At 62.5% G+C, this 19467-nt stretch carries 18 protein-coding genes and 1 riboswitch; of the genes, 7 read left to right on the forward strand and 11 right to left on the reverse strand.

Annotated elements, in window-relative coordinates; all coding sequences use genetic code 11:
• The first annotated feature begins 21 nt into the window (after window positions 1–21).
• Window positions 22–241: riboswitch (cobalamin riboswitch) on the forward strand.
• Between the two features lie 95 nt (window positions 242–336).
• The 4 genes from cobW to HX866_RS07280 are packed head-to-tail and all read left to right on the forward strand — an operon-like array spanning window position 337 to window position 6878.
• The gene (gene cobW / locus HX866_RS07265; protein WP_177138735.1) at window positions 337–1410 is read left to right on the forward strand and encodes a cobalamin biosynthesis protein CobW; all 1074 of its coding nucleotides are present in this window, start codon (window positions 337–339) and stop codon (window positions 1408–1410) included.
• 3 nt (window positions 1411–1413) lie between these two features.
• Window positions 1414–5187: a cobaltochelatase subunit CobN gene (gene cobN / locus HX866_RS07270; RefSeq protein WP_177097675.1), complete on the forward strand. Its 3774-nt coding sequence runs from the start codon at window positions 1414–1416 to the stop codon at window positions 5185–5187.
• A 12-nt stretch (window positions 5188–5199) separates the two neighbouring features.
• Window positions 5200–6213: an ATP-binding protein gene (locus HX866_RS07275; protein WP_177097676.1), complete on the forward strand. Its 1014-nt coding sequence runs from the start codon at window positions 5200–5202 to the stop codon at window positions 6211–6213.
• A gap of 20 nt (window positions 6214–6233) precedes the next feature.
• Window positions 6234–6878: a vWA domain-containing protein gene (locus HX866_RS07280; protein WP_177098131.1), complete on the forward strand. Its 645-nt coding sequence runs from the start codon at window positions 6234–6236 to the stop codon at window positions 6876–6878.
• 194 nt (window positions 6879–7072) lie between these two features.
• Here the strand turns inward: HX866_RS07280 and HX866_RS07285 are convergent, their stop codons facing one another.
• Entirely contained in the window at window positions 7073–7336 is a 264-nt protein-coding gene (locus tag HX866_RS07285) for a hypothetical protein (protein WP_100943402.1), read from the reverse strand.
• Between the two features lie 362 nt (window positions 7337–7698).
• Here HX866_RS07285 and HX866_RS07290 point away from each other — a divergent pair, with 362 nt between their 5' ends.
• Entirely contained in the window at window positions 7699–9024 is a 1326-nt protein-coding gene (locus tag HX866_RS07290) for a sigma-54 dependent transcriptional regulator (protein WP_177097677.1), read from the forward strand.
• 67 nt (window positions 9025–9091) lie between these two features.
• Here HX866_RS07290 and HX866_RS07295 read toward each other — a convergent pair whose 3' ends face one another.
• The 8 genes from HX866_RS07295 to HX866_RS07330 all read right to left on the reverse strand — a co-directional run bounded on the left by HX866_RS07295 (window position 9092) and on the right by HX866_RS07330 (window position 16614).
• On the reverse strand, window positions 9092–10399 hold the full coding sequence (locus HX866_RS07295) for a hypothetical protein (protein ID WP_177102077.1): 1308 nt from the start codon (window positions 10397–10399) through the stop codon (window positions 9092–9094).
• 49 nt (window positions 10400–10448) lie between these two features.
• On the reverse strand, window positions 10449–11198 hold the full coding sequence (locus HX866_RS07300) for a hypothetical protein (protein WP_177097679.1): 750 nt from the start codon (window positions 11196–11198) through the stop codon (window positions 10449–10451).
• 43 nt (window positions 11199–11241) lie between these two features.
• On the reverse strand, window positions 11242–11922 hold the full coding sequence (locus HX866_RS07305; RefSeq protein WP_177102681.1) for a C39 family peptidase: 681 nt from the start codon (window positions 11920–11922) through the stop codon (window positions 11242–11244).
• Between the two features lie 63 nt (window positions 11923–11985).
• A complete protein-coding gene (locus HX866_RS07310) occupies window positions 11986–12960 on the reverse strand; it encodes a heme utilization protein (RefSeq protein WP_177097680.1) in 975 nt (324 codons plus the stop codon).
• Between the two features lie 65 nt (window positions 12961–13025).
• Complete coding sequence (locus HX866_RS07315) at window positions 13026–13601, reverse strand: adhesin (RefSeq protein WP_177138736.1); 576 nt, start codon at window positions 13599–13601, stop codon at window positions 13026–13028.
• A gap of 1 nt (window position 13602) precedes the next feature.
• Window positions 13603–14043, reverse strand: a complete 441-nt coding sequence (locus HX866_RS07320; RefSeq protein ID WP_177102075.1) for a hypothetical protein — start codon at window positions 14041–14043, stop codon at window positions 13603–13605.
• Window positions 14044–14381: 338 nt separating this feature from the next.
• Window positions 14382–14918, reverse strand: a complete 537-nt coding sequence (locus HX866_RS07325; protein ID WP_177139283.1) for an AAA family ATPase — start codon at window positions 14916–14918, stop codon at window positions 14382–14384.
• Window positions 14919–14979: 61 nt separating this feature from the next.
• Window positions 14980–16614, reverse strand: a complete 1635-nt coding sequence (locus tag HX866_RS07330; protein WP_177138737.1) for a methyl-accepting chemotaxis protein — start codon at window positions 16612–16614, stop codon at window positions 14980–14982.
• Window positions 16615–16907: 293 nt separating this feature from the next.
• Here HX866_RS07330 and HX866_RS07335 point away from each other — a divergent pair, with 293 nt between their 5' ends.
• Together HX866_RS07335 and HX866_RS07340 are read left to right on the forward strand one after the other, a co-directional pair.
• A complete protein-coding gene (locus HX866_RS07335; RefSeq protein WP_177097684.1) occupies window positions 16908–17735 on the forward strand; it encodes an undecaprenyl-diphosphate phosphatase in 828 nt (275 codons plus the stop codon).
• Complete coding sequence (locus tag HX866_RS07340; RefSeq protein ID WP_177097685.1) at window positions 17732–18163, forward strand: DUF1294 domain-containing protein; 432 nt, start codon at window positions 17732–17734, stop codon at window positions 18161–18163. Before HX866_RS07335 ends, HX866_RS07340 begins: the two co-directional genes overlap by 4 nt.
• On the opposite strand, the gene HX866_RS07345 is transcribed toward HX866_RS07340, so the two are convergent.
• Window positions 18158–18517 carry an MmcQ/YjbR family DNA-binding protein gene (locus HX866_RS07345; RefSeq protein ID WP_177126220.1) on the reverse strand — a complete coding sequence of 120 codons (360 nt, stop codon included), beginning with the start codon at window positions 18515–18517 and terminating at the stop codon, window positions 18158–18160. The two genes, HX866_RS07340 and HX866_RS07345, sit on opposite strands and share 6 nt — an antisense overlap.
• Complete coding sequence (locus HX866_RS07350) at window positions 18514–19422, reverse strand: LysR substrate-binding domain-containing protein (protein ID WP_177097687.1); 909 nt, start codon at window positions 19420–19422, stop codon at window positions 18514–18516. The genes HX866_RS07345 and HX866_RS07350 overlap by 4 nt, the downstream gene beginning before the upstream one ends.
• Window positions 19423–19467: the final 45 nt, after the last annotated feature.

A 19467-nucleotide genomic window follows, 5' to 3' on the forward strand; every position in this document is an offset into this window, starting at 1 on the left:
TGACCTGCCCCGACGCACTGCGTAGCCTTACGGGTTCGAGGTTCTTCGGTACTCGGCCGAAGCTAAGAAGGGAACGCGGTATGCCGCGGCTGCCCCCGCAACTGTAAACGGTTCGATAGCCCTGCAATGCCACTGCCTCCGGGCGGGAAGGCGCAAGGCCAGGCCGGTTCGCGCGCTTTCGAGAGCCAGCGCCGACCGCCCGACCGTAAGCCAGGAGACCTGCCTCGCAACCGTTTCTCACTACAACCGGGCGGGGTGATCCGGTGGCGAACGCATCCGCGCCCAAGGGCCGCGGTTCTCGTCCCGTATGCCCGCCACTTTGCCAAAGGGCATCCGATGAAAACACTGGCCAAGCTTCCCGTCACCATCGTCACCGGCTTCCTCGGCTCGGGCAAGACTACCCTGTTGCGCCATATGCTCGACAACGCCCAGGGCCGCCGCATCGCGGTGATCGTCAACGAGTTCGGCGAACTGGGCATCGACGGCGAGATCCTCAAGCAGTGCTCCATCGGCTGCACCGAAGAAGAAGCCAATGGCCGTGTCTATGAACTGGCCAACGGCTGCCTGTGCTGCACGGTCCAGGAAGAGTTTTTCCCGGTGATGCGTGAATTGGTCGCGCGGCGTGGCGACCTCGATCATATCCTGATCGAAACCTCCGGCCTGGCCTTGCCCAAGCCTCTGGTGCAAGCCTTCCAGTGGCCGGAAATCCGCAGTGCCTGCACCGTCGACGCGGTGATCACCGTGGTCGACAGCCCGGCCGTGGCCGCCGGCACCTTCGCCGCGTTCCCGGATCAGGTCGATGCCCAGCGCAAGCTTGACCCGAACCTGGACCACGAATCGCCGCTGCACGAGCTGTTCGCCGACCAACTGTCCAGCGCCGACCTGGTGATTCTCAACAAGGCCGACCTGATCAGCCCTGAAGACCTGGCCCGGGTGCGCCTGGAAGTGGCCGAAGAGCTGCCGCCGGCAGTGAAGGTCATCGAAGCCAGCAGCGGCCGCCTGCCACTGGATGTGTTACTGGGCCTGGGCGCTGGCTCCGAGGAGCATATCGACGGTCGTCACAGTCACCACGATCACCACCACGGCGAAGACGGCGACGATCATGACGACCACGACCATGATGCGTTCGACTCGATCTCCCTCGAACTGCCCCAGGCCGATGAAAGCCTGCTGCTGGACGCCCTGACGCAACTGGTGGTCAAGCACGGCATCCTGCGGGTCAAGGGTTTCGCCGCTATCCCGAACAAGCCGATGCGCCTGCTGATCCAGGGCGTGGGCACGCGTTTCGACAAGCACTTCGACCGCGCCTGGACGGCGGACGAACCTCGTGTCACCCGCCTGGTGCTGATCGGCCAGGAACTGGATGCCGCGCTGCTTGAATCGACCCTGCGCGCCGCGCTGACGGCCTGACCCATGCACCTGCTCAGGACCCAGCCCGGCGGTTTCGTGTCGGATGACAACATCGCCGACCTGGGACAAACCCCCGCCGAGCTGGTGATCCTGTGCAGCGGTGATTCAAGCCTGGCATTACTCGCCGAAGCGGCGCAGCAACTGCCTGACGATTATCCAAGTCTGCGCCTGGCCAACCCCATGCAGGTGCAGAACCATGCCTCGGTCGACCTCTATGTCGACCAGGTGCTGCAACACGCCCGAGTCATCCTGTTGTCGTTGCACGGCGGAATCGGCTACTGGCGCTACGGTATCGAGCGGCTGGTGCAACTGGCCGAGCGCGGGGTAACCCTGATCCTGGTGCCGGGGGACGATCGTCCGGACCCGGAACTGAGCGACCTGAGCACGGTGCCTGCTGCCGAGGGCGAACGGCTTTGGCATTTCCTGCGGCAGGGCGGCATGGGCAATGCCCTGGACCTGTATCGCTGTCTCGCCCATCGTTGGTTGGGGCGCGACTATGCCTGGGAAGAACCGAAGCCTTTGCCGCGTACGGCGATCTATCACCCACAGCGCCATGACGCCGGGCTGGCGGGCTGGCGGGCTGACTGGCAGGTCGGTCAACCGGTCGCGGCGTTGTTGTTCTACCGCTCGCACTTGCAGGCGGCGAATACCGCCTTTGTCGATGTGTTCTGCCAGCGCTTGCTGGCGGCCGGGCTCAATCCGCTGCCGATTGCCGTGGCCAGTCTCAAGGAGCCCGGCTGCCTGAGCGTGGTCGAGGACCTGCTGGACGAGGTGGCGGCGGCGGTGATCCTCAATACCACCGGCTTTGCCCAGTCCAGTCCCGAGGCCCCGCACCTGCGCCCGTTTCGCCGGGATATCCCGGTGATCCAGGCCATCTGCGCCCAGGACAACGAGCCCGGTTGGCAGGCCAGCGAGCAGGGCCTTGGGCCCCGTGACCTGGCGATGCACATTGCCTTGCCGGAACTGGACGGGCGCATCATCAGCCGGCCCATCAGCTTCAAGGACCTGGCCTGGCGCAGCGAGCGCAGCCAGAGCGATGTGGTCTGCTACCGCGCCCAGCCCGAACGCATGGATTTCGTCGCCGAACTGGCCCGTCGCTGGGTCGATCTGGCGCGGGTGCCCAATGCGGAAAAACGCATCGCCCTGATCCTCGCCAACTACCCGACCCGCGATGGTCGGATCGGTAACGGCGTGGGCCTGGATACGCCGGCAGCGGCGCTGAATATTCTGCGGGCGCTCAAGGATCAGGGTTATCCGCTGAGCGATACGTTGCCCGAGAGCGGTACGGCGCTGATCCAGGCCTTGCTCGGCGGTGTCAGCAACGACCTCGACAGCCTTGACCTGCGGCCTTGTCACCAGAGCATGGCCCTGGCGGACTATCAGGCGATGTTCGAGCGCCTGCCCGAGGTCAATCGCCAGGCGGTGCTGGCGCGCTGGGGCCGACCGGAACAGGACCCGATGTTCCGTGGCGGCCGGATGATGGTCGCCGGCCTGCGTTTTGGCCTGACCTTCGTCGGCATCCAGCCGGCCCGGGGTTATCAGGTCGATGCCAGCGCGGTCTACCATGACCCGGACCTGGTGCCGCCCCACGGCTACCTGGCGTTCTATTTCTGGTTGCGGCACACCTATGGCAGCCACGGACTGATCCATGTCGGCAAGCACGGCAACCTGGAGTGGCTGCCCGGCAAGGGCGTCGGCCTGTCGCAGCAGTGCTGGCCGGACGCGTTGCTGGGGCCCTTGCCGAATATCTACCCGTTTATCGTCAACGATCCGGGCGAGGGCGCCCAGGCCAAGCGCCGGACCCAGGCGGTGATCATCGATCACCTGATGCCGCCGCTGACCCGGGCCGAGACCTACGGGCCATTGCGCGACCTGGAGCTGTTGGCCGACGAGTACTACGAGGCGCAGTTGCTCGATCCGCGCCGTGCCCGCGAATTGCAACGTGACATCCTCAAGTTGGTCCGCGAGACGCAGATCGACCGTGAGCTGCAACTGGATGCGGGCCTGAACAGCGATGCCGACGCCGCGATCTGGCTGCCCCGGCTGGACACCTACCTCTGCGACTTGAAGGAGTCGCAGATCCGTGACGGCCTGCATGTGTTCGGCGAGTCGCCGACCGGGCGCTTGCGCATCGATACCCTGCTGGCCCTGCTGCGGATTCCTCGTGGCGACGGCCGCGGTGCCCAATCCAGCCTGCTACGGGCCCTGGCCAAGGCCTTTGAAATGGGCTTCGACCCGTTGGACTGCGCCCTGGCCGAACCCTGGGGCGGGCCGCGTCCGCAGTGGCTGCAAAACGTCAGTGAGGAAACCTGGCGCACGGCCGGCGACAGCCGCGAGCGCCTCGAACTGTTTGCCGCCGAGCTGATCGAGCGTGCGCTGCAAGGTGTGTTCGAGTGGCCGGAAAGCACGCTGTGGGCCGATGTGCGGCTGATCATCGACGGGCTGCTGAGCGTGGTCGCGCCGCGCCTGGATGCCTGCGGCCCGGCGGAGATGGGCGGTCTGCTCGCTGCCCTGGCCGGGCGTTTCGTACCGGCGGGGCCGAGCGGTGCGCCGAGTCGCGGACGCCTGGATGTGCTGCCCACCGGGCGCAATTTCTTTTCCGTGGACGTGCGCAACCTGCCGACCACCACGGCCTGGCGCATTGGTTTTCAGTCGGCCAACCTGATTCTCGAACGGCATTTGCAGGACCATGGCGACCATTTGCGCCAGCTCGGCCTCTCGGTCTGGGGCACGGCGACCATGCGCACCGGTGGCGACGATATCGCCCAGGCCATGGCGCTGATGGGCGTGCGGCCGGTTTGGGCAACCGGCAGCCAGCGAGTCGACGATTTCGAGATCCTGCCCCTGAGCCTGCTGGACCGTCCGCGGGTGGACGTGACGTTGCGGGTGTCCGGGTTTTTCCGCGATGCCTTTGCCAATCTGATCCGCCTGTTCGACGCGGCCGTGCAGGCCGTGGCGGCGCTGGACGAGCCGGCGGAGCTGAATCCGCTGGCCGCCAGGGTCCGCGCCGAGCGTGAGCAGTTGCAGGCCGAAGGCCTGGATGAGGAACAGGCGGCCCGTCAGGCCGGCTGGCGAATTTTCGGCGCCAAACCAGGTGCCTATGGCGCCGGTGTGCAGAACGCCATCGACGGGCGCTTGTGGCAGAGCCGCGAGGACCTGGCCGAGGTCTATCTGAACTGGGGCGGTTATGCCTATGGTGGCCAGGATGAAGGTACGGCGGCGCGCGGGCAATTTGCGCAACGGCTGGGCCAGGTCCAGGCGGTGCTGCAAAACCAGGATAACCGTGAGCACGACCTGCTCGACTCCAACGATTACTACCAGTTCCAGGGCGGCATGCTGGCGGCGGTGGAGACCCTGCGCGGCACACAGGCCGCCAGTTATCATGGCGACCACAGCCAGCCGGACCTGCCGAAGATCCGTACGCTCAAGGACGAATTGAACCGGGTGATCCGCTCGCGGGCGGCAAACCCGAAATGGATCGACGGGGTCAAGCGCCATGGCTACAAGGGCGCGTTCGAGCTGGCAGCGACCGTCGACAACCTGTTTGCCTTCGACGCCACCACCGGCCTGATCGACGATCACCAGTATGCGTTGCTGGCTGACGCCTACCTGCTGGACCCGGACACCCGTGACTTTGTCCGCCAGCACAATCCTGCGGCGTTGCGGGACATGACCGAGCGCTTGCTGGAAGCCCAGCAGCGCGGGTTGTGGAGCGAGCCCGGCGAGTACCGCGAGGCGCTGGAAAACCTGCTGCTGGATATAGAAGAAGATTCCTGAGGTGTGCAAGCCATGAGCGATACCCCGCATTTCCCGCTGTCGGCGGTGGTCGGTGCTGACGACCTGAAGCTGGCGCTGTGCCTGACGGCCATTGACCCGAAGATCGGCGGTGTACTGATCGAGGGCCCACGGGGCATGGCCAAGTCGACCCTGGCCCGTGGCCTGGCGGATCTGCTGGCCAGCGGGTTGTTCGTCACCTTGCCCCTGGGGGCGACGGAAGAGCGGCTGGTGGGCACCCTCGATCTGGACGCGGCCCTGGGCGAAGGCCGGGCGCAGTTTTCTCCTGGCGTATTGGCGAAGGCTGATGGCGGGGTGCTCTACGTCGATGAGGTCAATCTGCTGGCCGACCATCTGGTGGACCTGTTGCTGGACGTCGCCGCCAGTGGTGTCAATCGGGTCGAGCGCGATGGCATTTCCCATCGGCACTCGGCGCGGTTCGTATTGATCGGCACCATGAACCCGGAAGAGGGCGAGTTGCGCCCGCAGTTGCTGGACCGTTTCGGTCTGAATGTGGCGCTCAGCGGTCAGCCGCAGCCGAGCGAGCGTGGGCAGATTATTCGTCGACGTCTGGACTTTGATAACGACCCGCAAGGTTTTTGCGAAGTGTGGGCGCCGGAGCAGGAGGCCTTGCGCGAGCGCTGTCGGCAGGCCCGGACACGCCTGCCGGAGATTGCCCTGGATGACCAGGCCCTGGCGGCGATTACCGAGCGCTGTTTTGCCGCGGGTGTCGACGGCATGCGCGCGGACCTGGTCTGGTTGCGTGCCGCCCGGGCCCATGCGGCCTGGCGTGGTGCCGGGCAGATCACGGCGGAGGATATCGAGGCGGTGGCCGAGTTTGCCTTGCGTCATCGTCGTCGCGACGTCGTGCCGCCGACCTCGGCGCCGGCTTCGAATCCTGCTGCTACACCCCAGGCGGCCAGCGAATCGGTTGCGCAAAATGGCCAGGGACAATGGGGTGAACTGCCGGCCCAGGCGTTGCCGGTCGGGGCACGGCGGGAAATTCCGAGCTGGCCAAAAAAGCCCTAGGCATCCGCCCTCGACAGACACTGGGGGCGGATGCGAAACCTCGCTCAGGTCGCTTGTCTGGCGGTCGTCAAGGTGTCAGTCGGGCCGCTGAGAGCGGCGCGATCAGTTGGGTGGAGACCTTGTTGGGTGGGCGCCCGCGTTCGCCCAAGGATCTGCGTTTTCGTCCGCGCAGTCGTTCGCCCCATGAACTGTGGCTGGTGATTGTCGATGCGTCGGCCTCGACCCGTCGGCATCAGGCGTTGAGTGAGGCCAAGGGACTGCTTGCGCAGGTGTTTGACGATGCTTACCGGCAGCGCGCACGCCTGGCGTTGATGACCGCCAGCGGCGATCGGCCCACGTGGCAGCTTCAGGGCTTGAAGGCCTCGAGTGACTTGCGCGATTGGCTGGAGGGTTTGGGGGCCGGCGGTGGCACGCCGTTGCAGGCGGCGCTGGCGGAAGCGGCGCAGTGGTTGGCCAAGCGGCAGAAGCGTAATGGGGCTGAGTGTCAGCGAGTGTTGCTGCTGACGGACGGGCGCTTGAAAGCCTGGTCGGGCTTACCGGTCTTCAACTGCCAGGCGTTGCTGGTGGACCTGGAAAAAGGTCCGATTCGCCTGGGTCGAGCCGTGCAGTTGGCGGCGGAACTCGGCGCCGAGTACCGGCATATCGAAGCGCTGTCGACGCTCTGACCGGCGCCCAAAAAGCGCGTTGTACGCGGTCTTGTGGTGAGCGGGCTTGCCCGCGCTGGGGGGCGAAGCGCCCCTAAAACCAGAGAATTCGTTCTGCCTGACACAGCGAGGTGTCCGGTTTTGCGACTGCTTCGCAGTCGAGCGCGGGCAAGCCCGCTCGCCACAAAATCACGCCAAGCTTGAGAACGTTGCGGTTACGCCGACAACGTCCAAGGCTGCAGGTCGTAGCCTTTCTGGCTCAACTCCGCACGGGCCTGTTGCAGCAGGCTGACCAACTGCTCGGAGTCGGAGTAGGCGCTGCAAGGAATCTGCTGGCGACCGATGCTGTTGTTGGTACGGTCGATCACGGTCAGGCTCAGTTCGCCTTTATCCTGCGCAACCCAGGCAACACACTGGAATGGCTTAAGGGCCTGGCCGGCCATCAGAAGTGCTTCGTTCATACGGAGCGGGGCGTTCATCGGGTTTTCTCTCAAGTATGCCCAAACAGTTCACTGGACCGTCGGCTTGGGCTCACCGTTTCGGTCGGTTACTTGTACTGATGTCCGATCGCAGGCATCAGGTCACACAAGTCATAAAGTTTTTTTCACTTTCTTTCATATACTCAACTCGAGCCCCAAGAACGGCACGCCAGCCCAGACAGGGCTGCTTGGGGATTGAGCAAAGGCTCTGGCCCGCGGCTTTTCGAGCTGGTGGCTTATCCGTTAGCAGGTTTATAACCAAACGGTACAAGTCTTCGTCAAGTTCTTGCTAGTGTTACAAGCAGGCTTGCCAACTGCTTGTTTCTAATAAATATTTAAAACTCTGGCGCCAAGGATCAGTCATGCAAGAAGCGGTTCCGCTCAGACGCCTGCTGGTGGTTGATCCTTGTGACGACTGTCATCGCCTGTTACCGGGTTTGCGCACCGTGGGCTGGGATGTCGACAGCTGCAATCTGGACACTGCCGTCGATCGCGCCTGCGATGTCGGCCTGTTGCGCCTGCAACCTTTTCACCTCGAACGCCCTGAGGCGGTCAAGGACCTGATCAGCCGTAGCGGCACCGAGTGGATCGCGGTTCTCAGTCAGGAAGTCCTGCGTTTGCAGAACGTCGGTGACTTTGTCTGCGAGTGGTTCTTCGACTTTCATACTTTGCCCTTCGATGTTTCCCGCGTACAGGTGACATTAGGTCGCGCTTTCGGCATGGCGCGTTTGCGCGGCCAGGGTTCGATCCATGTCGACCAGCCGGAACACGAGCTGCTGGGCGACAGCCGGCCGATCCGCGAGCTGCGCAAACTCCTGGGCAAGCTGGCGCCCACCGAGTCGCCGGTATTGATCCGTGGTGAAAGCGGCACCGGCAAGGAGTTGGTGGCGCGCACCCTGCACCGGCAGTCCCAGCGGCATGCCAAGCCTTTCGTGGCGATCAACTGCGGGGCGATCCCGGAACACCTGATCCAGTCCGAGTTGTTCGGTCATGAGAAGGGTGCTTTTACCGGGGCGCACCAGCGCAAGGTCGGACGCATCGAAGCGGCCAACGGCGGCACTTTGTTCCTCGACGAAATCGGCGACCTGCCCCTGGAGTTGCAGGCCAATCTGTTGCGTTTCCTCCAGGAAAAGCACATCGAACGGGTCGGCGGCAGCCAGCCCATCGCCGTGGATGTACGGGTGCTGGCGGCGACCCATGTCGACCTGGAAGCCGCCATTGGCAGTGGGCGTTTCCGTGAGGACCTCTACTACCGGCTCAACGTTCTGCAAGTGATGACGGCGCCGCTGCGTGAACGGCATGGTGATGTGGCGATGCTGGCCAACCATTTTTCCCATTTCTACAGCCAGGAAACCGGGCGCCGGCCGCGCAGTTTCAGTGAAGAGGCCTTGGCGGCCCTGGGCAATCATGCCTGGCCGGGCAACGTCCGCGAGCTGGCCAATCGGGTCAGGCGCGGGTTGGTCTTGGCTGAGGGACGCCAAATCGAGGCCCGGGACCTGGGGTTGCACAGCCTGCCTTGCGACAGCGCGCCCATGGGCACGCTGGAAGACTATGTGCACCGCGCCGAGCACCAGGCGCTGTGCGATGTGCTCAATCGGCACAGCGACAATATGAGTGTCGCCGCCCGCGTGCTGGGGGTGTCACGCCCGACTTTCTATCGATTGCTGCACAAGCACCAGATCCGCTAGGGCGCGGGGAGCGAAACGAAAAGGCCCGCAACGTTTGCACGTTGCGGGCCTTTTCCATGGGCCTGACTCAGAAGTAGTAGGGGAACTTCACGCTGAAAGAGAAGTTCGGCGCGTCGGGGGTCATGCCCAGGGACAGCATGGGCACTATGGTGAGCTTGGGAGTGGCGGCAATGGTCATGCCGATGTTGAAGAACCCCGAGTTGGCATCGCTGCCAACCACGCTCTGCCAGGGTTGCCCGCTTTGCTGGAGACTGCTGCGGCGTTGCACCAGATCCGAGACCGAGAAGGACATGCTCATCTTCTCGTTCAAGGCGAAGGCCACACCGGCACCGATCTGGAAGCTGTCGCCGAGCCTGACCTTGCCGGGGACGACCACACCCTGTTCCGCACTGATATCGCCGAACGATTCCTCGAAGTTGTGCGTGTAGGCCAGGGTGCCGAACAGCACGGCCGGGTCAAAGGTCTTGACCAGCGAGATACCCGGTGTGACAGACCAGACGCCGTTGCCGGTGGGCAGGCTTTGTGGATAGGTCAGGCTGTTGCTTTGAGACGAGGTGAGGAACTTGATGCCATACGGATCCTTGCCGGTAGGTGCCTTGATCCGGAAGCTGAAGACTGCATCCGGCCAGTTCTCCGATTCGTCGAGAAACTTGTAGGCCACGCCGACGTTGACGTCGCCCAGGGCCGGATCCTGTGTCACCGATTGCTCGACGGTGGTCGCGGCCGCGCCGCCGTTGCCACCTCCCGCCTGATAGACCGAGTCCCGGTAGACAATGGGAGCATTTATGTCGAACTGCCATCTATTGTCGAGGTTATAACGGGCGGTCAGGTCGAGTGTCCAGGTGTCGGATTTGATCCGGTCCAGGTTGATATTGCCGAGGAAGATCGAGTCCAGGGCTAGAAACCCGTTGAGAAACAGCTGTCGGGTATCGTAGTGCGAATAGGTGAGTCCCGTCTCGACACTGAACTTGCCATTGCCGAAGAAGCCGCTGGCCTCGTTGTACAGATCGGAGACACTCTGGGCCGGCGCCGAATCATCCTTGAGCGATTGGCCGTAAGAGGAACCCGAAGTGGCAGAAGCTGATCCCGGGGCGCTTGCGCCGGCTCCCGCAGCCGCTACCGTTTGCCCCTTTTTCAGGTCCGCAGGGGATTTCACGAGGCGCTTGGGCGGCGGCGCTACCGGCTGATCTTCGACCTGTTTCACCCGCTGTTCCAGTACCGACAACGCCTGTTGCTGTTGTACGTAGCGTTGTTTCAGCTCTTGGAGTTCCTGTTTCAGGGCCTCGACTTCAGCATCGGGCGCTGCCTGTAGCATCGCCGCCGGGAAGAGCGCACCCACACATACCGCCATGCGTAACGAGAGCGATAGAGACATGAAATAAGTCGTCCTTTTCTGACATCCAATGGTCGAAAATGAGCGTAGTTCAGAATCCCATGCTGCGTAGTCCCTTCAGTTGAGTCAGGCTGCAATCCAGTGCCCCTACGGTGGGCATGTTGTTCTGTAGCACTACATTGAGTTGGGTCATGCTGTTGACCAGGTTGCTGCTGCCCAGCAGGGTGGTGGACTGCATCACCCCGCCCTGGGCGATTTGTTGCAGGGCATTACCCTGATTGTTGTTGGCCAATATCTGCATGGTCACGCCGCTGGCCGCGGCAGAGACGGTGACGCTGCCGGCGGCGCCGGAGCCGGTGATGCTGCCGCCGCTGGTGAGCACCTGGCCCATTTGCTGCGGGCTGCTCGGGACCTGGTTCGCTTCGCTGACATTGATCGCGACGTTGTTATTGGCGCTGTTGCCGTCGCCGGCGGCACGCACCACCTGGGTCACGCCCGTCGAGGCGTTCAGGCCGGCACCGCCGATCACCGTGCCGGTGCCTTGGGTCGGTGCGGCGCCATTGCCCTGGGTGCTGAAGGTGGTGACATAGAACTGCGGCTTGATGGTCGATTGCTGGATTTGCAGGGAAGTGGCCGCGCCGATGGTGTCGCCACGGGCGTTGGTCCAGGTGCTTTGCATGACAATCCCGAAACTGATGATGCGCCCCGGCATGACGTAGCGACCACGCAGTTCGGACAACTCTGAATCTTTCAGTTCTATCGGTTTGAAGGGCAGGGCTGCGTGTGCTGGCAGGCAGGCGAGCACCAAACAACTGACCATCAGCCTGTGTGAGGTTTTCATGTGCTGCTCCCGGAGCATCCTGCCCCTTTATTTTTAGTGCACCTTAAAAGAAGTCGCTCTGGATAAAACCGAAATCCATCAATTCCGCGTCCTTGACCGGGTGGAAGGTGTCCAGCTTGTTCTTGGCCGTGAGCGGTGCCGGTGGGTCGAGCAAGGCGTTGCTCTTGTCGTAGCCGGGACCGATGATGGCGAAGATGATGCCGTTCCAGCCTTTCTGGAAGTCCGCATTGGTGTAGCGCTTGTGGCCCAGCACGGGGTCGCCGATATAGACCCAGTCCTTGTCGGCGCGCTGCATCACCACGAAATGTTTGTAGCCGCGGATATCCATCATCACCACGACCGGAATGCTCACGCTGGGCAGGCTGTCGGCGGGAATCTTGTAGCCCCGTGCGCGCATGCCGATGCTTTCGATGTAGCGCTTCATGTCCAGCATGGAGAAACCTTGCTTCTTGACCAGTTCCTGGTCAGAGGTGGTCAGCATGCCTTTGATGATCTGTTCTTCGTTGACGTCCAGCCAGTAGGCCTGGCGCAGCAAGGTGGCGAGTGCTGCGGCACCGCAACTGAAGTCGGTTTTTTGCTCGACCAGGTCGGAGAAGCGCCGTTCACGCATACTCTGGACATGTTTGTAGAACACCACGGCGCCGGGAAGTCCGGGCACAGCCATGGTGGCGGCCTGAATGGAGAGGGAGAGAAAAAGGGCAACGGCAAGGGCGATGGTACGCATGGTCATACGCCTCTCGGAACTGAAAAAAGAGCCCCGTTTCCGGGGCTCTCAGTACGGTTGCCACTACATGCAGGCGCGGCAGCCGGCAGCAATGGACAGGGTGTTGCCTTGTTGGTTGCCGACACCGGCCGCCACGTTGGCACCCACGTTGCCCGAGGCATTGTTGAGCGAGCCGTTGATGCTGGCGTTGTTGACCACTGGCATGGTCCAGCCGTTAGGTGTCATCACTTGATAAGTAGCGACGCCATTCAGGTCGATAGTGCCCATCTCGGTACCCTTGATGGTGCTGCCTTTTCCGTGCCCGCGATCATCGTTGCCCCAGCCGCCATGGCCGTCACTGCCGCTGCTTTCGGTGCCTTTGAAGGTGCCGCTGTAGCCGCCTTCAAGACTGATAGTGGCTTTGAGTGTAGTGACTTTGTAGGCCTGAACCCCGGCGTTGGCCACTTGCAGGCCGTTGGAGTTCTGAGTTGCCGAACCCGTTGCCGACGCGACACGACCGCCGGATACGGCGATGGCCAGGTCGTTTTTCTGTTGGTTGAAGTCGCCGGCGGCCACGTTGACGCCCATGTTGCCGGAGCCATAGTTGCCGGAGCTGTTCAATGAACCATTGTTTTGGGTGGATTCATTGGCGACTGTGTTGTTGTGGTTGGTCTGGGTCAGCGTGGTGTTGGAGCTGGCGCTGCCGAAGATGAAGCTTTCGTCGGCGGTGGCCAGCGCGGCTTCGTTGAGTTGTTGGTTGCCGTCGCCGGCTGCGGCGTTGGCGCCCATGTTGCCGCTGGCACTGTTCAACGAGTTGTTGATGCTGCCGTTGTTCTGGGTGCCTTCGTTGATGACCGCGTTGCCGTGGCTGTCCTGCGTATCGTTGACCGAGGCGCTGGCGCCGGCAGTGATCTGCAGCAGGGTGGCGAGGTCCGGGCCTTGGTTATGGTCATGATGGCGACGACCGTGTCCATCATCGTTGCCGCCTGCCTGAGCAGCCATTGCCATGACGGCGGCCAGTGCGAAGACCAGTGGTTTGAGAGCCATTGTGGGTTTCATGGTGTGTATCTCCGTGCTTATTAGTTGAGTTAAGTGTTGGTACTTTCTAATTGGCACTGCACGGGTCAATCAGCGACCCGGATACTGAGGGTGTTGGCCATACGGTTGCCCACCCCCGCGCTCTGGCTCACCTGAATCACTCCTCGGCTGCCGGTGAAGGCCTGGTCGCTGGTAACGACCTGGCGGCTGCCTGGTGGTGTGGATGAGTCCGAGTTCGGTGACAGCGCCACGTTCTGTTGGGACAGGACGCTGTCGTCGATGCTTTGCGGTGCGGCACTGATGCTGATCCGCACGGCATTGATCATCTGGTTGTTGGCGCCGGCGGATTGGTTGACCCCAATCATGCCGTTGCCGTTACTGAAGGAATTGCCCTGGATGGCAGCCTTGGCGTTGATCGCCGTACTGGCTCCGGTGGTGATTTTCTGGTTCAGCAAGGTGGTGGCGCTGGCGCTGGTGCCGACCGCAATAGCCCGGCTGTTGAGCTGTTGCTGTTGGTCGCCGGCGGCCTGGTTGACCATCACGTTGCCGTTGTATTGCTGGCCGCTGTTGTTGATCGTGGCGTTGTCGATGACCGGACTGGCGGAGTCGGCCAATACGCTGGCGCTGCTGAACAGGGCGAGAAGAAACAGTGAGTGGCGCATGTCATTGCCCCTTGCCGATGGCGCCGAGGGCGTTCATGCCCGCTGCCAGTCCATGGTTGATCGTGTTGGCGATGCTGGCGCCATTGCCGCCGCCGTGTCCGGCGGTCATGCCTGGCAGGCCATTGGGGTTGTTCAGGCCCGGCATGCTGGTGGTATTGGTGTCGATCAGTTGGCTGATGGAGCCGCCGGTACTGATGCCGGCGATATCGCCGTCACTCAGTTCCCGACCGGTTATCGACGTGATCAGGCCGGATGGGTTGGTGTTGACCGTGGTCGGGTTGGGGTCAGGCTGCAGGGCCGGGCGGCCATAACTCTGAGGTTGAACGGTACGATCAAGGACAATCACTCCGTTGCCGCCGGCCTGGGCCGTGAGGCAGAGCATCGAACTGATCGCGCAACTGATCAGCACGGTGCGGGTAAAACCGGTAGTGAGAATCCTCATGACGGCATTCCTTCTTCAGTACGCTGGCCCTGGATCAGCGTTTGAGAGGGAAAGAGCAGAAGCTGTGCCGCTTTTGGTTTTTCCTTTGAAAACAACGGGTTGTTTTTGGTTGCGAATGGAGTGCGCGAAAGCTGTTTCACGGATGAGACAGTCGCGAGGGGGAAGGGCCGGGAGATTTCGGCGCAACGCGGTAATACGGGCCTTTCAGGGCAGGTGTATCAGCGGCTTAACACCTGGGGCATTGCCGGGCCTGAACCGTTGATTTTGAGGCGTTGCCTGTGGATGAGGTGTTTCAGAAGTGGACACAGACCCCGGTTTTCCCAGGGTTTTCAGCAATTTCAGGCGTCTGTTGCAGCTTCAAGCAAATGTTTGACGGCGGCGAGGGCCTGTTCACGACGGGCCTGCCAATCGCCGTCAATCACGCTGACCGCTTGCCCATGCCGTGTCAGCCAGTCCAGGCTGGCGGCAAAAAATGCCTGGCGCTCGCCCAGCTCCGGCTGGCAACGCTGGCCGTCGTCGGTCCAGCCCACGCCTTCGGGGCGCAACAGCAGGTGCAGGTCGTAGTGACGTGTCTGCAAGGCCTGTTCGATCCAAGCCGGGCATTCGCCGAACAGGGTCCGGCTCCAGAGCAGGTTGCTCAGCAGGTGGGTGTCGAGAATCAGCAGCGTCGGTGTTTGCGCACGGGCGGTGTCCTCCCACTCAAGCTGCCCACGGGCGATGGCCGGGATATCCGCCAGGCAAGTGTCGCGCGGGTTGCATTCGATGAAATAACGCACGTACTCGCCGACCACCAGGCCGCCGAAGTGCGCTTGCAGCTCGGCGGACAACCAGCTTTTACCGCTGGATTCAGGCCCCGCCAGGACGACGACCTTCATGGGCGCAGCCATGGGGATTCCTCGGACTCGAAAAAAGGAGGGCGATTGTACCCTCCCATCCTCAGACCTTGAACTGCTTGAGCAAGGTATTGAGTTGCTGGCTCAGGTCCCTGAGTTTTTCGCTGTCGACACTCGATTGCTCGGCCGCCAGGGCGGTGCTGTGGGAAAGGCCTGCCGCATCGGTGACGTTCTGGTTGATTTCCTCCACCACATGGGACTGTTCAAGGGTGGCGCTGGCAATCGAGGCATTGAGCCCGTTGAGGTTGCGCAGGGCCTGGCCGATGGCGTTAAGGCTCTCACCGGCCAGGCCCGCCTGCTCGATGGTCAACTGCGAAGCACGGCTGCTGTCGCCGATGACTTTCACCGCCGCTTCGGAATGGCCTTGCAGACGTTCGATCATCGACTGGATCTCCGCCGTCGACTTCTGTGTACGCTGGGCCAGCAGGCGTACTTCATCGGCGACCACGGCAAAGCCGCGACCCTGTTCACCGGCACGGGCGGCCTCGATGGCGGCGTTCAGGGCCAGCAGGTTGGTCTGTTCGGCAATCGAGCGAATCACTTCCAGGACACTGCCGATCTGTGTGCTTTCGGCCGCCAGGGTGCGGATCACTTCCACTGCCTGGTTGATGGTGCCGGAGAGCGAATCGATCTGTTGCAGGCTGTTGTCGATATTCAGTTGACCCTGGCGCGCCTGGGCTTCGGCATCACGCATCTCGCTGGCGGCCTGCTCGGCATTCTTGGCCACGTCCTGCACGCCATAAGTGACTTCGTTGATCGCCGTCGCGACCAATTCCATCTGTTGTGACTGCTGCTGGCTGCGGGCCTGGGCCTGGGTGGCGTTGCTGCCCAGGTCGGTGGAGGACTGGCCGAGTGCCGTTGCCGAGATCTGGAGCTGGCCGACCACGGTGCGCAGTTTGCTGGTGAATCCGTTGAAGTGGCGTGCCAGTTGCGTCACCTCGTCCTGCCCGTGGGTATCGAGGCTACGGGTCAGGTCGCTTTCACCGCTGGCGATATTGGCCATGGCGTTCACGGTTTCCTGCAAGGGGCGCACGATACTGCGGGCAATCATCGTCACCAACAGCGCCATGATCACGGCAATCCCCAGGCCGATCAGCGAGGCACGCCACACCTGGCCATAAAATTCGTCTTGCAGGTCGTCGACGTAAACGCCCGAACCGACGATCCAGCCCCACGGCTCGAACAGCTGAACATAGGAGGTTTTCTGCACCGGCGCACTGGCACCCGGTTTCGGCCAGCGGTAGTTGACCATGCCCGCGCCTTTGGCCTTGGTCAGGGTCACCATCTCGTTGAACACGGCATAACCGTCCGGGTCGCGGATGCCCGAGAGGTCCTGGCCTTCGAGCTTGGGGCTGGTCGGGTGCATGATCATGACCGGACGCAGGTCGTTGATCCAGAAGTAGTCGGTCTGGTTGTAGCGCAGCCCGCGCACCACGCTCAGGGCCTGCTTCTGCGCGGCTTCGCGGCTGAGGGTGCCGGCGGTTTCCAGGTCGTGGTAATAGTTGAGGATGCCACTGGCGACCTGGACCAGGTGTTGGGTCTTCTGCGCCTTGGCCTGATAGAGGTCGTCATGGATCTGCCGGAGCATCAACAGGCCCAGGATCAGCAGCATCGCCATGGCGACAATCAGGATGAGCCAGAGACGCCGACTGATTGACACATTTCGCAAACTATTCATGAGGACACTGCTCCTTGTTCTTCTTGTTGTGATCTTCGCCGATCTGCATCCAAACAGGTTTTCTCCGTCCTGCCCAGTAGGCTTATGGCTACTATCAAGACGGCCATAAACAGGCGTGTCTGATAGGCTCTCGGCCCGAAACCGACAAACCTGAGTTGATGTTTGATTTTTCAGACATTTTTTACAGTTTGACGACAAGCGGTGCGACACCCTGAATGGGTGCCGCCCACGGGCAAATTATCGAATGCTGGATTTTCAAGTGCCACGCGTTGTGCGGGGCAGCAGGGGGAATAATGGATCTTTGGACCGCCGCACAGGCAGTGATTCTGGGTATCGTCGAGGGCCTGACGGAGTTCTTGCCGATCTCCAGCACCGGACACCAGATTATCGTTGCAGACCTGCTGAATTTCGGCGGGGAGCGGGCGATTGCCTTCAATATCATTATCCAGCTCGGGGCGATCCTGGCGGTGGTCTGGGAGTTTCGCCACAAGGTGTTCTCGGTGGTCCGGGACCTGCCGACGCAGCGCAATGCCCAGCGCTTCACCCTCAACCTGCTGGTGGCGTTCCTGCCGGCGGTGGTGTTGGGGGTGCTGTTCAAGGAGGTCATTGCGACCTACCTGTTCAATCCGATCACGGTGGCCGCCGCGCTGGTGGTGGGCGGCCTGATCATCCTCTGGGCCGAGCGTCGCCAGCATGTGGTGCACGCCGAGAGCGTGGATGAGATCACCTGGAAAGATGCCCTGAAGGTTGGTTTCGCCCAATGCCTGGCGATGATCCCCGGCACCTCGCGGTCCGGTGCGACCATTATCGGCGGGCTGCTGTTCGGACTGTCGCGCAAGACCGCCACCGAGTTTTCGTTCTTCCTGGCGATGCCGACCATGGTCGCGGCGGCGGTGTACTCCGGCTATGGCTTCCGTCATCAGTTCCAGATGGCCGATCTGCCGGTGATCGCCCTGGGTTTCGTGACGTCCTTTGTCTTTGCGATGATCGCCGTGCGCGGCTTGCTGAAGTTCATCGCCAGCCATACCTATGTGGCGTTCGCCTGGTACCGGATCGTCTTCGGCCTGGTGATCCTCGCCACCTGGCAGTTCGGCTGGGTTGACTGGTCGACACGCGGATGAGGACTTCACGCAGCCAGGAAGGTACTCGCCAGGCCAGAGGTCGGGTCCAGCATCTCAAGCTCAAGCTTGCGGCGTTGTTGATGCTCTGCGCGTTGCCCGGGTTCGGCGCGTTGCAGATGCGGCTCGCGGGTGGCTCTTCGGCACCGCTGTGGGCTTACGGGATCGTCAGCCTGCTGGCGTTCTTCCTGTACTGGAGCGACAAGCGCAAGGCTCGCGAGGAGGTGTGGCGCACGCCGGAGAAGGTCCTGCACGCCATCGAGTTGCTGGGCGGCTGGCCGGGGGCATTGATCGCCCAGCAGGTGTTTCGGCACAAGACCCGCAAAGTCTCTTATCAGGTGGTGTTCTGGGTGATCGTGCTGCTGCACCAGGTGTTCTGGATCGACCACCTGTTCCTCGACGCCACCCTGGTACACCTGTCGTTTTTATAACAGCAGGCCGACCTGGACACGCTTGGGCAGTTTCGCCACCACCAGTTGATGGGAGCGCTGGATCAGTGCGTGCAACTCTTCCCGGCCCAGGGGGTAGGGCGTGTCCATGATGATCCAGTGGGCCCTGGCCAGATATGGCGCCGGCCCGATCCCCGGACGGTCGACGTGACCGAGGAACAGATCCTTGTCGACCTTGAACGCCAGGGAGTCGCCGCGCAGCCCCTGCACGGCGAACATCTTGTTCCCGGCAATGGAAAACACCCGCACGCCGCCCCATTTGTAGTCTTCCCGGGCGCCGGGCAGTGTCAGGCAGAAGCGCGCGATATCTTCCGGATTGAGGGTGGGTCCTTTCACAGTGTTCTATCTCCGCAACCTTTGAAAACTTCAGCCAGGTGGTCGATCCAGGCCCGGACCGCCGGCAGCACGCCGCGCCGATGAGGGTAGACGGCCTGCAACCAGCCGCCGGGCAAGGACCATTCGGGGAGGATCTGGACGAAGGTGCCGTTGGCCAGTTCTTCCTCACAGTACAGCATCGGCAGCACGCTGAAGCCCAGGCCGGCGAGGACACAGGCCTTGCGCACGACAAAGTCGTCGACCCCGAGTCGAGCCTCGAACGTCAGTTCGCGCTTTTCGCCCCCGGCATTGATCAGGCTCAGATGCACCAGGCGATCGGCTTCCAGGGCGCCCAATATTGGTGCGTTCCTGAGGTCCTCCAGGCTATTGATCGGGTGTTGCTCGAGAAAGGCCGGCGTCGCCAGGATAAACGTCTGCGCCTGGCGCAAGCGACGGGTCACCAGCAACGGATCTTCGTCGCCCTGTTCGCGGACCCGCAGGGCGACATCGATGCCTTCGGTCACCAGGTCGACCCGCCGATTGACCATCAGCACTTCCAGCTGGACCAACGGATGCGCGCTCAGGAAGCTGGAGATCACCCAGGGCATGAATTCCTGGGCCAGGCCCACCGGACAGGAGACGCGCAGGCGTCCGCGGGGTTCGCTGGACATGCTGGCCACTGCTTCGTCGGCCATCTCGGCCTCCAGCAACATCGCCTGGCAATGGCGCAGGTAGCGCTCGCCGACGGCGGTCAGTTTCAGCTGGCGGGTGGTGCGTTGCAGCAAACGGGCACCGAGACGTTCTTCCAGTTCGGCGATCCGCCGCGACAGGCGCGATTTGGGAATCCCCAGCAGGCGCCCGGCCGCCGCGAAGCCGCCGGCTTCAACCACCTTGGCGAAATAGTAGAGATCGTTGAGGTCTTGCATGGGCAGCGGCTCGATTGTTCTATCGTTGGGACAAACTATCGCATT

The sequence above is a fragment of the Pseudomonas gingeri genome (assembly GCF_013386165.1).
Lineage (GTDB): Bacteria > Pseudomonadota > Gammaproteobacteria > Pseudomonadales > Pseudomonadaceae > Aquipseudomonas > Aquipseudomonas gingeri_C.